The organism is Lichenicola cladoniae (assembly GCF_013201075.1).
GTDB lineage: Bacteria > Pseudomonadota > Alphaproteobacteria > Acetobacterales > Acetobacteraceae > Lichenicola > Lichenicola cladoniae.
Genome location: NZ_CP053708.1, coordinates 4070375 through 4083434 on the forward strand (window position 1 = coordinate 4070375; position 13060 = coordinate 4083434).

General features: G+C 65.4%; 14 protein-coding genes and 1 tRNA gene. 9 read left to right on the forward strand and 6 right to left on the reverse strand.

All coding sequences use genetic code 11. The features are described 5' to 3' along the window. Positions 1-9: 9 nt before the first annotated feature. On the forward strand, positions 10-1251 hold the full coding sequence (gene kynU / locus HN018_RS18370; RefSeq protein ID WP_171835167.1) for a kynureninase: 1242 nt from the start codon (positions 10-12) through the stop codon (positions 1249-1251). A 50-nt stretch (positions 1252-1301) separates the two neighbouring features. Here kynU and HN018_RS18375 read toward each other — a convergent pair whose 3' ends face one another. Beyond that, positions 1302-1520 carry a DUF1127 domain-containing protein gene (locus tag HN018_RS18375; RefSeq protein ID WP_171835166.1) on the reverse strand — a complete coding sequence of 73 codons (219 nt, stop codon included), beginning with the start codon at positions 1518-1520 and terminating at the stop codon, positions 1302-1304. Positions 1521-1627: 107 nt separating this feature from the next. On the opposite strand from HN018_RS18375, the gene HN018_RS18380 reads away from it, so the two are divergent. After that, on the forward strand, positions 1628-3046 hold the full coding sequence (locus tag HN018_RS18380) for a PQQ-dependent sugar dehydrogenase (RefSeq protein WP_171835165.1): 1419 nt from the start codon (positions 1628-1630) through the stop codon (positions 3044-3046). A gap of 3 nt (positions 3047-3049) precedes the next feature. On the opposite strand, the gene HN018_RS18385 is transcribed toward HN018_RS18380, so the two are convergent. Next, positions 3050-3619: a DNA-3-methyladenine glycosylase gene (locus HN018_RS18385; protein ID WP_171835164.1), complete on the reverse strand. Its 570-nt coding sequence runs from the start codon at positions 3617-3619 to the stop codon at positions 3050-3052. Positions 3620-3691: 72 nt separating this feature from the next. Here HN018_RS18385 and HN018_RS18390 point away from each other — a divergent pair, with 72 nt between their 5' ends. From HN018_RS18390 to HN018_RS18400, 3 genes are all read left to right on the forward strand, one after another. Further along, positions 3692-5185 (forward strand): hypothetical protein, encoded by a 1494-nt coding sequence (locus tag HN018_RS18390; RefSeq protein ID WP_171835163.1) that lies wholly within the window; start codon positions 3692-3694, stop codon positions 5183-5185. Positions 5186-5440: 255 nt separating this feature from the next. After that, positions 5441-5770, forward strand: coding sequence for a helix-turn-helix transcriptional regulator (locus HN018_RS18395; RefSeq protein ID WP_239478813.1), 330 nt, complete (start codon positions 5441-5443; stop codon positions 5768-5770). After that, positions 5760-7028 (forward strand): type II toxin-antitoxin system HipA family toxin, encoded by a 1269-nt coding sequence (locus HN018_RS18400; protein WP_171835161.1) that lies wholly within the window; start codon positions 5760-5762, stop codon positions 7026-7028. Before HN018_RS18395 ends, HN018_RS18400 begins: the two co-directional genes overlap by 11 nt. Before the next feature lie 320 nt (positions 7029-7348). Here the strand turns inward: HN018_RS18400 and HN018_RS18405 are convergent, their stop codons facing one another. Both HN018_RS18405 and HN018_RS18410 read right to left on the reverse strand, forming a co-directional pair. Further along, complete coding sequence (locus HN018_RS18405; protein ID WP_171835160.1) at positions 7349-7948, reverse strand: NADPH-dependent F420 reductase; 600 nt, start codon at positions 7946-7948, stop codon at positions 7349-7351. Positions 7949-8095: 147 nt separating this feature from the next. Beyond that, a complete protein-coding gene (locus tag HN018_RS18410; RefSeq protein WP_171835195.1) occupies positions 8096-8830 on the reverse strand; it encodes an SDR family NAD(P)-dependent oxidoreductase in 735 nt (244 codons plus the stop codon). A gap of 269 nt (positions 8831-9099) precedes the next feature. Here HN018_RS18410 and HN018_RS18415 point away from each other — a divergent pair, with 269 nt between their 5' ends. Further along, positions 9100-9996: a LysR family transcriptional regulator gene (locus tag HN018_RS18415; RefSeq protein WP_171835159.1), complete on the forward strand. Its 897-nt coding sequence runs from the start codon at positions 9100-9102 to the stop codon at positions 9994-9996. 181 nt (positions 9997-10177) lie between these two features. On the opposite strand, the gene HN018_RS18420 is transcribed toward HN018_RS18415, so the two are convergent. Beyond that, a tRNA-Gly gene (locus tag HN018_RS18420) sits at positions 10178-10252 on the reverse strand. A 182-nt stretch (positions 10253-10434) separates the two neighbouring features. Here HN018_RS18420 and HN018_RS18425 point away from each other — a divergent pair. From HN018_RS18425 to HN018_RS18435, 3 genes are read left to right on the forward strand one after another with little or no spacing between them, the layout of a single operon-like run. Then, a complete protein-coding gene (locus HN018_RS18425) occupies positions 10435-11472 on the forward strand; it encodes a tetratricopeptide repeat protein (RefSeq protein ID WP_171835158.1) in 1038 nt (345 codons plus the stop codon). A 32-nt stretch (positions 11473-11504) separates the two neighbouring features. Further along, positions 11505-12248, forward strand: coding sequence for an LON peptidase substrate-binding domain-containing protein (locus tag HN018_RS18430; RefSeq protein WP_171835157.1), 744 nt, complete (start codon positions 11505-11507; stop codon positions 12246-12248). Between the two features lie 46 nt (positions 12249-12294). Next, on the forward strand, positions 12295-12498 hold the full coding sequence (locus HN018_RS18435; protein WP_171835156.1) for a Trm112 family protein: 204 nt from the start codon (positions 12295-12297) through the stop codon (positions 12496-12498). A 6-nt stretch (positions 12499-12504) separates the two neighbouring features. Here HN018_RS18435 and HN018_RS18440 read toward each other — a convergent pair whose 3' ends face one another. Beyond that, complete coding sequence (locus tag HN018_RS18440) at positions 12505-13017, reverse strand: GNAT family N-acetyltransferase (RefSeq protein ID WP_171835155.1); 513 nt, start codon at positions 13015-13017, stop codon at positions 12505-12507. Positions 13018-13060: the final 43 nt, after the last annotated feature.

Genomic DNA, 13060 nt, shown 5'->3' on the forward strand with positions numbered 1-13060 from the left:
CGACCATCGTTGAGCGGGCAACTTACCCTCGATGACCTCCGGGCCCTCGACGAGCGCGATCCGCTCGCGTCGCGGCGCGCGCGGTTTCGGCTGCCTGCCGACGGCGTGTATCTCGACGGGAACTCACTCGGGGCGCTGCCGCGAAGGACGCCTGCCGCGGTAGCGGACCTTGTCGAGAACCAGTGGGGCCGCGATCTCATCTCGAGCTGGAACGGCCACGACTGGATCGGCATGCCGCAGCGGCTCGGCGGGCTGATCGCGCCGTTGATCGGCGCACGGGCCAGCGAGGTCATCGCCTGCGACACCACCTCGACCAACCTGTTCAAATTGATCTGCGCCGCGATGACGGCACAGCCGGGCCGGCCTGTCGTCCTGTCCGAGCCGGGGAATTTTCCGACCAACCTCTATATGGCGCAGGGCGCGGTCGGACTGCTCGGCGACCGGGTGCTCCGAACCGTGCCGGTCGACGAGATCGCAGGCGCCATCGACGAGAGCACGGCGCTCGTGATGCTGACGCACGTGCATTACAAAAGCGGACGAAAGCTCGACATGAAAGCCTTTACCGCAGCAGCACATGCGAAGGGCGCGCTCATCCTCTGGGATCTCAGCCATAGTGCGGGAGCGGTGCCGCTCTGGCTCGACCGCAACGACGTCGATCTGGCGGTGGGCTGCGGCTACAAATATCTCAACGGCGGCCCCGGTGCGCCGGCCTTCCTGTTCGTGGCCGACCGGTTGCAGGAGCGGCTCCACTCCCCCCTGCCCGGCTGGATGGGACACGACGCGCCGTTCGCGTTCGAGGACGAGTTCCGGCCGAGCGCCGGGATCCTCCGGTTCCTGTGCGGCACCCCGTCGGTGATCGGCATGGCCGCGCTGGAAAGCGGGCTGAAGGAGTTCGACGACGTGGATCTCGATGCGCTGCATGCCAAGGCGACGGCACTGGGCGGCCTGTTCATCCGGCTGATGGATCAGCGATGCGATGGCTTCGGGTTCGAACTTGCGTCGCCACGTCGAGGCGAGAGCCGTGGAAGCCATGTCTCCTACGCGCATCCCGAGGCCTACCCGATCTGCCAGGCGCTGATCGCACGTGGCGTGGTGGGTGACTTTCGTGCGCCGGATCTGCTTCGGATGGGGTTTGCGCCGCTCTATACGAGTTATGCGGACGTCTGGGTCGCGGTCGAGACCCTGCATGCGGTGATGCACGAGCGGGCCTGGGACAGCGACATGTTCCGCACCAGGGCGCGGGTAACCTGAATAGCCCGCGGACGGCGTTCTCTCAGTTTGAAAACGCCGTCCGGGCGGGATCAGCCGCCATGCGAGCGGGCAACGATACCGTCGATGTCCGAACGGCTCATGCCCATGTCGGCCAGCTCGCGGTTCGAATACTGGTTGAGCTCCCAACGAAGGCGGCTGCGTGCGCGGCGACCGTCGATGCTGGTGCGGACGCGGGCCATCGCATCGCGAACGATCATCGGCAGGTTGGTGTCGGTGCGGGTCTCGGTAAAGGTTGTGGTGTGAGCCATCGAAGTGGTCCCTCGGTTATGGTGCAGTGCAATATAACTCAACCAGCCAGCGGTGCAAGCTGTTTTTGTGCGCCGCACAATAATTCCAGGACGCAGGGTCGATCGACATGAATGCGAGATACGCTGCCCTCGGGTTGGTCGCCGCCCTGGTGCCGATCGGTCCCGCATGCTCTGCGCTGGCCCAGTCCGCGGCTGCGGCATCCGGCCAGGTCCTAACCGGCCAGGCTGCCTACAGCGACTGGCGCCACGACGCCCCCGGCACGCGCCGCCGACTGACACCGGCCGACATGCCGGCCCCTTATGCAAGCCGCTCCGCCAGCAACACGCCGTCGTTGGTCGATCCGCCGGCCGGCGCCCTGCCGAAGGTACCAGCCGGGTATACGGTCGCCCCGTTCGTCACCGGCCTCGAGAACCCGCGCATGGTCCGGGTTGCCCCGAACGGCGACATCTTCGTCGCCGAAACCACGCCGGGCCGCATCCGCATCCTGCGCGCGGCCGATGGCGCCACACGGCCGGACCGGAACGAGGTGTTCGCGCGCGGCCTCGACGAGCCGTTCGGCATCGCCTTCTATCCGCAGGGGCCGGCTCCGAAATGGGTCTACGTGGCCACGATCAACTCGGTGGTGCGATTTGCCTACAACTCCGGCGACCTGAAAGCGGCTGGCCCGCCAGAGACCGTCGTGGACCGGATCTCGTCCACGGTCGGCTACCACACCACGCGTGACGTCCAGTTCAGCCGGGACGGAACCCAGATGCTGGTGTCGGTCGGGTCGGGCTCGAACGTCGCCCAGGGCATGCCGGCCCATGATCAGGACTGGGTGCGCCAATGGGACGCAAGGACCCTGCCCGGCGCCGCATGGGGTGGCGAGACCGACCGGGCGGACGTGCTGGCATTCGATCCGGACGGGCACAACCGTCACGTCTTTGCCGCCGGACTGCGCAACTGCGTCGCCCTGGCGGTTCATCCCCGGACCGGCGACCTGTGGTGCGCCACCAACGAGCGCGACGGACTGGGTGACAACCTGGTCCCGGACTATGTGACCAGGGTCCGTGCCGGGGCATTCTATGGATGGCCGTGGTTCTATATCGGCGCCAACCAGGATCCGCGGCATGCCGGCGAACGGGCGGACCTGGCATCGCGCACGACCATCCCGGACGTGCTGATCCAGCCGCATTCCGCGCCGCTCGGGATGACCTTCTACCGGTCGGTGCCGGGTGGCGCGGCCACCTTCCCGTCGGATGCGGACGGGGATGCGTTCGTCGCCCTGCACGGCTCCTGGAACAGGTCCAGGCGCACCGGCTACAAGCTCGTCCGCCTGCGGCTGCATGACGGGGTTCCGGACGGCGAGTACGAGGATTTCATGACCGGTTTCGTGGCCGACGACGACACTGTCTGGGGTCGGCCGGTTGGCGTGGCCGAGGCCCATGACGGCGCGCTGCTGGTGACCGAGGACGGCAACGGAACGATCTGGCGCGTCGGACATGCCAGCGAACACCAGCCGGCAGGGTCGGGCAAATTGCCCTGACGGTCAGCTCCGCAGCGGGCGACTCAGGAACCGGGAACCGGCCAGCCCGAAACGCCACTCGGTCGCGATCCCTTTGGTGATCCCGATCCGCGGCCCGCAGGCGACGTCCACCTCCTCCGCAGCCGGCAGCAACGTGAACGGCGGCGCTGCCAGCGACCGACCATCGAGTGTTCCCGTCACGTCCAGGGCCTGGCACAGGCGGCCCGGCCCCCGGCACAGGTCGCGCACGGCAACCGCTCCCCGACGCGCCTGCATCACCGCGATCCCGGTCTCCGGTTCCAGCGCCCGGATCAGCACGGCACTCCCGGGCTCCGGTCCGCACACCAGGTTCAGGCACCAGTGCAGCCCGTACGACCGATAGACGTACGCATGCGCCGGCGGCCCGAACATCGCCGCGTTGCGGGCGGTCGGGCCCTTGCAGCTATGCGATGCCGGGTCGGCCCGATCATAGGCCTCGGTCTCGACCACCAGCCCGCCGACACCGTCCACGAACAGCCGCATCCCGATCAGGGCCCGCGCCACCACGGGGGCCGGCCGGTCGAACAGCCGCATGTCGGGCCTGAGGTCCGTCATCGAGCGCGCAGGTGGTGGCGGCTGTCGAACCGTGCCACAGAGGATTGGCGCATTCGGCGACCTAAGGAAAACATGCAACACGGCTCGACAACGTTCGACAGGCTGATGCTCGCCGGGCTTGCGCTTCTTGGTTTCCTGCTCCTGGGACCTGTCCTGACAATCCCATTGCACATTCCGATCAATTACAACGAGGGCTGGAACGCCGGCTTCGACACGCGTGCGGTCATTCCCGGTTCCGGCCCGCTCTATCCCGGCGCCGGCAGTTTCGTGTTCAACAACTATCCGCCGCTGGGGTTCTTCATCGTCGGTGCCGCCGGACGCTTCCTGTTCGGTGACATGATCATCGCCGGCCGGGTCGTATCGCTTCTGGCCTTGCTAGCCGCTGCCGGGTGCATGGGCCTCTCGATACGCCGGCTCGGTGGAACCACACGATCGGCGATAGCAGCCTCGTTGCTGCTGATGCTGTTCGCCTGCAGTTTCTACCGGACCTACGTCGCCATGGACGATCCGCAGTGGCTCGCACATGCGATGATGCTCGCCAGCCTGGCGGTTCTGTTGCGTGGCGGAACCCTCACCGGAGCCGAGCCTGGAGCCCTTTCGCTCAGCCGAACCAGCCAGGTGGCGGCGGCAGCGCTGCTGATGGTCGCCGGCGGCTTCGTCAAGCACAACCTCGTGGCGCTTCCCTTGTCGGTGACCCTGTGGCTGATCTGGCTGAACCGCCCGATTGCGATCGTCTGGGTAATCGCCGCCGCAACCGGCATCGGTCTTGGGCTCGGTCTCATGCACGGGCTGTTCGGTTCGGCCGCCTTCACCGACATCGTGCATCATCGCCGGATCTTCCGGGTGCATCTGCTGACGCATTCGATCAGCCGGCTGGCACCATTGCTACCGGCAGCCGCGATCATCTGCATCATGTTGCGCCGATGCCGTGCCGGACACGGAGCGGTGCTGATCGCATTGTTCGCCGCCATCGCCCTGGTGACCGGAGTCGTGCAGCGAATGGGCGAAGGCGTTTATTACAACGCGCATTTCGAGACCGTCATCGCCGTGTGCCTCGGCTTCGGCGTGGTGCTGGCTCCGGCTTTCGACAGGCCGCTGCAGTGGCGCCGCTGGCGGTTCGGACCCGGAGCCCTGCTCGTCGTTGCGGCTCTCCCGATCATCGGCGCAACACCCTGGCACCTCCCCCTCGCCTGGCACGACATTTCCGATCGATCCGCGCGGCAGGCGGCTTGGCAGCCGCTCGTCACCCGGATCGCCGGCACCGACGGCGTTGTCGGCTGCGAGATGTTGTCGCTCTGCTACTGGGCCGGCAAAGCATTCACGGTCGATGTCTTCAACCTGACCCAGGACGCGATCAGCGGCGGATCGGCCCACAACTTCCAGGCAATGGTCGCGCGGCGCGGGTTCGCGCTCTTCCAGTATGATCCGAAAGCCTTTCTCCACACCGATGCAGTGCGCAAGCTGGGCTACGATCCGATCATGGGAGCGTTCGCCGGCCTCTATACCCGCGTCGGAACCGGCCCGATGGGCGTAGCGCTCCTGGCACCAGCGGATGCGGCCCGATGACCGACGAAGCTGCCTTAGCAGGACGCTTGAAGGCTTCCCCAACAACAGATGATGTTGTGTGGGAAGGATACCATGAAGCTACGGTCCGATCCGCCTTATTCGAGGCATGCTTTTGATCGCTTGCGCAGTCATATGACCGGTTCATGACCGCGGGCGCGGTCATTTTGTTGATTTCTACAATGGCCATGCTATATGGCCGCGTCCACGGTCATAAACCCTTTTCATGACCGTGATTGCAGTCAAAGAGAGACAGCCGTGTCGCCTCGCCCCTACTCTCGACTGACAACAGACGCGCTGAAACTGCTGAGCGCCCAAGTGCGTCTGGCGCGCAAGCAGCGCGGCATGACGGAACTGGAGCTCGCCGAGCGGGCGGGCATCGCCCGCAGCACGCTCCAGCTGATCGAGAAGGGCGATCCAAGGGTGGATATCGGCTTGGTTTTTGAAGCAGCCACCCTGGCGGGCGTCACACTGTTCATAGCGGAGGCCTCAAGCTTTGGGCCGCAGATCGAACGGCTGGAGGACAAGCTAGCGCTTTTGCCACGCTCAATCAGGCGGCCCAAAGGGGCAGTGAACGATGAATTCTGATCAGGCACCCTCGCCTGACGAAGTGTTCGTCTGGATCTGGTTGCCGGATGCGGTGGCGCCCATCGTAGCGGGACGGGTGGTCCGGGACGGCCAGTTCTACAGCTTCAACTACGGCCAGTCCTACCTGGCGCGTCGGGATGCGATAGCGATTCATCTTCCCGAGCTGCCACTCCGGCGAGGCGCCATCGTGCCTGGGCCACCCCTGGCCATGGCCGGGTGCCTGCGCGATGGCGCGCCTGATGCCTGGGGACGGCGGGTGATCATCAACCGGCTGACCGGCCTCATGGGTAATGCCGCGCGCGATGTCGATTTCGACGAGCTGACCTTCCTGCTGAACTCGGGGTCAGACCGGTCAGGGGCGCTGGATTTCCAGGCCTCAGCCGAGATCTACTCCCCGCGAGAGCAGGCCAGCGCCACACTCGAGGAACTGCTTGAGGCTGCGGGCTGCGTCGAGCGGGGTGAGCCGATCCCAGCCGGGTTGGATCGGGCCCTGTTTCACGGGAGCTCGATTGGCGGGGCCCGGCCGAAGGCGCTGATCGAAAATGGTCAGGACAAGTTCATCGCCAAGTTTTCGGCGACCAACGACACTTATGCCGTCGTGAAGGCCGAGTTCGCGGCCATGCGGCTGGCCGCCCGGGTCAACCTGAACGTGGCTGCGGTTCAGTTGGTCCAAGCCGCCGGCAGGGATGTGCTTCTGGTGAAGCGGTTCGACCGCGCACTTAGCCACGGGGGCTGGACACGTAGCGCGGTCGTTTCGGCCCTGACCTTGTTCGGACTGGACGAGATACAGGCGCGATGGGCCAGCTATGGCGACCTGGCCGACCTCATCCGCGCCAGGTTCTCAAATCCCCAGGACACCCTGCACGAACTGTTCGCGCGCATGGTGTTCAACGTGCTGGTCGGCAACAACGACGACCATGCGCGGAACCATGCGGCCTTCTGGGATGGAAGGTGGCTGGCCTTGACGCCGGCCTATGACATCTGTCCGCAGGCGCGCACGGGAAGAGAGGCCAACCAGGCAATGTCGATCGACGGAGATGACCGGCGCAGCCGGCTGGAGACATGCCGCAAAGCGGCGGCGCGATTCCTTCTCAGCGATGCCCAGGCGCGCGGCGTCATCGACAACCAGATCACTGGAATTCGCGACGGATGGGACGCGGTCTGCGAGGAGGCGGACATGAGTGCGGTGGACCGGGCGTTCCTGTGGGAGCGGCAGTTCTTGAACCCCTACGCGCTCGAGGGCTACTCGATCGTCTGAGATATCTTGATGCTTGAGCTGCCGAGCGGTCGATTGGAAGTCGGTAAGCCACGACTGGGATTGTGCGGCCCCGCCACGTTTGTTCGCAGGGGAGAAACCAGCAGTCGGCGCTGGCCCACGACGCACACGCCAAGGAGTCAGAAGCAGGCCAGATCGCGATACTGAGTTGGCCGAAGCTCCAGTAGATCGGAACGATTGGCGTCGAAGCTGGGCAGCTTCAGCGTCAGGTGCTTCGCCTCGTCCCGGTTCGCCTCCAGCCGGATCGCAGCGCGCTCAACGGTCCGGGGGAAGCAGCGCCCCGGACCATAACGATAAGTCTGTTACTGCGCCTTCTTGAACAAATCCTGGAAGATCAGCTGGCCCCAAACGCCGTCGCGTGCCTGCACCAGTGCGCCACCCTCGTTGAGCTTTCCCAGCTTGACGGGTGCGAACCCGAGTTGTTTGGCCAGGGCCGCCACGGGAGCGATCGCGTCCTCATCGTCGCTCGACAGAAAGACCACCCTGTGCCCGCCCCCGGCGGCCGGATCGGTAGCCAGGGTGGCTGCAATCAGGTGGTTGAAGCCTTTCACCAGCCTGGCGCCGGCGAACGCCTTCGCGACGAACGCGGAGGACGGGAGACCGTCCAGCTCCTCCGGAGAAACTAGCGTGTTCATCGCATCGATGAGCGTCTTGCCTTTCCAGCTTGGCAAGGCTTTCGCAACCTCGGGATGCTCCCCGAACGGGACCGCAAGGATGATAGTGTCGGCCTCGAGGGCATCCCGCAGTGACCTGGCGACGACCGTGGGTCCGATCGCTTGTGCCTGGACCTGTAGTGCCTCGGGCGGTCGGCGTCCGGCGACGGTCACGTCGATGTTTTTGCGGGCGAAGGCGTGGGCCAGGGCCTGACCTATCTTGCCGAAACCTATAATCGCGTAGCTCATAATACTTCTCCGTTCGATGTTGATATTGTTTTCCCCGCCCATAGCGGCGCTGGGTTATTCGTTTTGCTGCACAGCGACTTCTCGGGATCTTCAGACCGCAAGCTTGAGCGATGCGGGTCATCCGTTCGCGCGGCGATCCGGCGCGACCTAGATGGCCGAGGTGCCGCCATCGACATACAATTCCACCCCGTTCACGAAGCTCGAATCGTCCGAGGCGAGAAACAGCGCGACCGTCGCGATTTCCTCGGGTCCACCCATTTTCCCGCGCGGGACCAGCGATTCGAAATATCGCATCGTCGCCTCGTCGAAGAGTTGCTCCTGAATGGGTGTGGCGATCTGCCCCGGGCTCAGCACGTTCACCCGGATATTCCTGCCCTTCAGTTCGTTCAGCCACCCGCGTGCAAATGCGAGCAACGTCGCCTTGCTCGCCGCATAAACACTGAAACCGGGAAAGCCTTTAATCGAGGCAATCGACCCGGTCATCAGGATCGATCCGCCATCGTTGAACAGCGGCAGCGCCTTCTGAACCGTGAACAGCGTGCCGCGCGCATTCAGGTTGAAAGCCGCATCGAAATGCTGCTCGGTAATCTCGCCCAGTGGGACCGATTCGCCCATGCCGGCGCTGGCGTACAGGATGTCGATCTTGCCCTTCTCCCGCTTCACCGTATCGAACAGGCGGTCGAGGTCGTCGAGATTGGACGCGTCGCCACGCACGCCGGTCACGTTCCGGCCGATCAGCGTGACGGCCTCGTCCAGCGCCTCCTGTCTCCGGCCCGTGATGAAAACGTAGGCGCCTTCTTCAACGAACCGCCTGGCGCTCGCCAGCGCCATGCCGCTCGATCCACCGGTGATGACTGCAACCTTGCCGTCAAGCTTTCCCATGACTTCTCCATCCGTCTCTGGTTTGTTCGGGGGAGGCCCCGAGACCCTCAACTTGGGTCCGCCGGGATCAGGCATTGAGTGCGACGGCGCGCACATCGGTGGTGCGAAATCGATCCGGCCTGGCGACCGACCCCAGGCGCGACGATCGGTGTTCACCATTCGGAACTGGGCCAAGCGTGTCGCCGTGGGCCATGACGACCGCCCACACCGTCGCTCGATGTGCTAGATGCAGGCTCTGGAAGGCGCACCCCGCGGTGCCTGATTGCACCATGATCGACTGGGATGACGTTCGCTTCTTTCTTGCCGTCGCACGCGGCGGCTCGGTGCGGGCTGGCGCCGGGCGCCTCGCGGTGAATCACTCGACCGTGCTGCGACGCATCGCTCAGCTCGAGGAACGCCTCGGGGCGAACATGTTCGAAAAGCTGCCTTCGGGCTACCGCCTGACGGAAGCGGGCGAGGAAGTCCTCGAGCTCGCGAAGCAGATGGAAAAGTCATCGCACCAGCTGGAAACGCGCGTGTTCGGTCGCGACCAGAGCGTGCGCGGTCTTCTGCGGGTGACGTTGGCACCGACCCTCGCGACACACCTGCTCATGCCGGACCTAGCCGACTTCGCGCGTCTGCATCCGGACATCGAGATGGAAATCCTGTCCTCCGGCGAGCTGGCAAATCTGACCAACCGGGAGGCCGATGTCGCACTCCGCGTCGTTTACGACCGCAAGACCCTGCCGCTCAATCTTCACGGCCTGAAGGGACCGGAGCTGTTCGGCGGCGTCTACATGTCCCGCGACCGACTGGCCGCGTGGCATGCGGGTGCGCCGGATCCCATCCGGTGGATCGTCATAAGCATCCATGGCATCCCGGACTGGGCCCGCGAGGGTGAGTTTCGCACCACTGGGGTTCCGTTCAGGACCACGGACAGCGAGGCGCAGATCGTTGCGGTACGGCAAGGGCTCGGGATGACGGCACTGCCGTGCTTCGTCGGAGATGCCGACCCCCTCCTGGCGAGGGTGCCGGGCACCGACCTGCACATGCATGGGACGCTCTGGCTTCTCACGCAGGGGGAGACACGCAAGACGAAGCGCGTAGGGCTCTTTACCGAGTTCGTATCCCGCAGGCTCGCCGCCTACGCGCCATTGCTCGCGGGCCTGTCCGTATCGCACGACTGAGACGGAGCAGGTCGCCGGCGATGCTTGCAGCGGACATCCCGGTTTAGGGCCTCGAAGTTATTGATCGCCGTCCCTGGAACGGATTGGCAGGGCCTGCGTCACGGTGGACACCAAGCCCAATACGAGAAAGGCCGCCTTGCGGCGGCCATCTCACAACGCTTTGACTTCCATACGGAAGTTTTGGAGCGGGCGATGGGATTCGAACCCACGACCCCAACCTTGGCAAGGTTGTGCTCTACCCCTGAGCTACGCCCGCGCTCCGCGGTGGCCGGCTTTTAAGATGCTTCTCGAACCGATGCAAGAGGGATGCTGCACGTGGACATGAACGGCCGGAACAACGCGACCTGAAGGCTCCGGCTTGCGCCCGGCCCGGCGGGCGACAATGTTATTGCCGAACGGCGCGACGAACGTCGCGCGCAGGCCAGGATCATCAACTCCATGGATTACATCATCGGCCAGCCCCGACCAGGTCAGCCTTCCGGCAACACATCGCGCCCGGCCAGGTCCGGTCCGGACGATGGGCTGATCGGCTCGGCTCCCGTTCCGGTGCCCGGTGCCGGCACCGGCACCGGCACCGGTGGTGATGCCGAGATCATCATGGATAGCGACCAGCGCACCTTCATGGCCGACGTCATCGAGGATAGCCGCCGGGTGCCGGTACTGGTCGATTTCTGGGCGACCTGGTGTGGTCCCTGCAAGACACTGACCCCGGCGCTGGAGAAGATAACCCGCGCCGCCGGCGGCCGCATCAAGCTGGTCAAGATCGATATCGATGCCAACCGTGCCCTGGTGTCGCAGCTGTCGCAGCTCGGGCTGCCGCTGCAGTCGGTACCGACGGTGGCCGCGTTCTGGCAGGGCCAGATCCTCGATCTGTTCCAGGGCGCGCTGCCCGAGAGCGAGATCAAGCGGTTCGTCGAGGCGCTGCTGAAAGCAGCAGGCGGTGCGATGCCGTCCGCCGACCTGCTCGCCGAGGCCCGGCTGGCCCTGGAAGAGGGGCGCCTCGAGGAAGCTGCAGGCGCATTCTCGGCTCTGCTCGAGGAGGAGCCCGAAAACCCGGATGCATGGGGTGGGCTGATCCGCACGCTGCTGGCGCTGGGCGACGAGGAGCAGGCCAAGGCGGCTCTGGCCGAGGTGCCGGCGAAGTTTGCCGATCACGCTGAAATTGCCGGCGCGCGCGCGGCCCTTACGCTGGCCGAGGAAGGCCGGCGCGTGGTCGACGAACTGGATGGCATCCGCACCCGGCTTGCGGCAGATGCGGACGACCATGCGGCGCGCTACGAGCTCGCCACCGGGCTGAACGCGAGCGGTCAGCGTGCCGAGGCGGCCGAGGCCTTGCTTGAAATCCTCAAGCGGGATCGCACCTGGAACGACGGCGCGGCGCGGCTGCAACTGATCAGGTTCTTCGAGGCGTGGGGCTTCGACGAACCGGCGTCCCTTTCCGCGCGTCGCCGGATGTCGGCGCTGCTGTTCAGCTAGATCACACGACTTCGGTAACAACGGAGCACCCGATGGCGACCAGAAAGATGACCCGGCAGCTACCGCGTCGCGTACCGCGACTGCTGGACCTGCGCGTGGCCGGCCTTCCCTTCGAACTGCCGGTGTTCCCGATCGCGGGCGCATTGCTATTGCCCGGCGGCAAGCTGCCGCTCAACGTGTTCGAGCCGCGCTACCTGGCTCTGATCGAGGACGTGCTGTCCGGCGACCGGCTGTTCGGCATGATCCAGCCCAGCGTGAGCATGGCGGAACCGGATCCCGAAACGGCAGACGAGCCGGATACCGGCTCGGACGATGCGTCCACGCCGCTGTTCGGAGTCGGTTGCGTCGGCCGGTTGTCGTCGTTCGCGGAACGGCAGGATGGCACCTGCAGCATCAGCCTGACCGGGCTGGCCCGGTTCCGGGTCCGGCACGAGATCGAGGGGCTGCACGGCTATCGTCGGCTCGCTGTAAACTATGAGGGCTTCGAGAAGGATCTCGATCAGGTCGGCGAGATCGACTTCGATCGCGAGGGGCTGCTCGAGTCGCTCCGCCGCTACTTCACCCATCGCGGTTTCGACGCCCGCTGGGAGGCGATCGAGCAGATGGACGACGAGACGCTGCTGACGACGCTGAGCATGATCTGTCCGTTGCCGCCGGCCGAGAAACAGGCGCTGCTGGAGGCCCCGACCCTGGCCGATCGGGCGCGTACACTGCAGGCGCTGCTGGAAATGGCTGGTCACGAGACCGAGGATGGCGGCAAATCGCACGCGGTCTGACGGACACGCCGAATTCGACCTCCAGGCCTACCGACGGGATTGCAAAATGACAGACGTTCCAACCCAGCCACGCCCTGCCCCGCTCGATCCGAGGCTGCTGGAAATCCTGGTCTGCCCGATCACCAAGGGGGAACTGATCTACGATCGCGACGCCGGCGAACTGATCAGCCGGCAGGCTGGTCTTGCGTTCCCGATCCGCGACGGGATCCCGATCATGTTGCCCGACGAAGCGCGTCAGATCGCCGAATAGAAGCGGCTAGCCGAGTGGTCCGAGGCGGAACGCAGCCGGATACGTGACGACGCCGTCCTCGCCATCCAGGGCGCCGGGCTGCAGCTCGAGCGCCATGAAGGCATCGCCTCCCCGGAATTGGGTGCGCAGGTGCCGCGCAAGTTCGGCGCCGAAACCGAAGCGCGGGTAGTAGGTCGGGTGGCCAAGCACGACCACCACAGCACACCCCTGCGCCCTTGCCGCATCCAGTCCTGCCTTGATCAGCTTCCCGCCAATCCCTGCACGTTGCAGGTCGGTCTGAACGGCCATCTCGGCCAGCGCAAGCGACGGTACCGGTCGGCCATCCACCTCCAGCCCTACGGTCGCGAACATGATGTGGCCGACGAGTTCGCCATCGTCGACCGCCACGAGTGCGATCGGCGTGACCCCGACCCGGCGCAACTCGTCGATGAGCTCGGCTTCGTAGTTGCCGATGAAGGCCTGGCGGTAGAGCAGCCCGACCAGGGCGTGATCGTCCGGTAGCTCTGGGCGTATTTCCATCACACGGGTGACCCTGCCAGCGAGGTCGACGGCCCATCCGGTA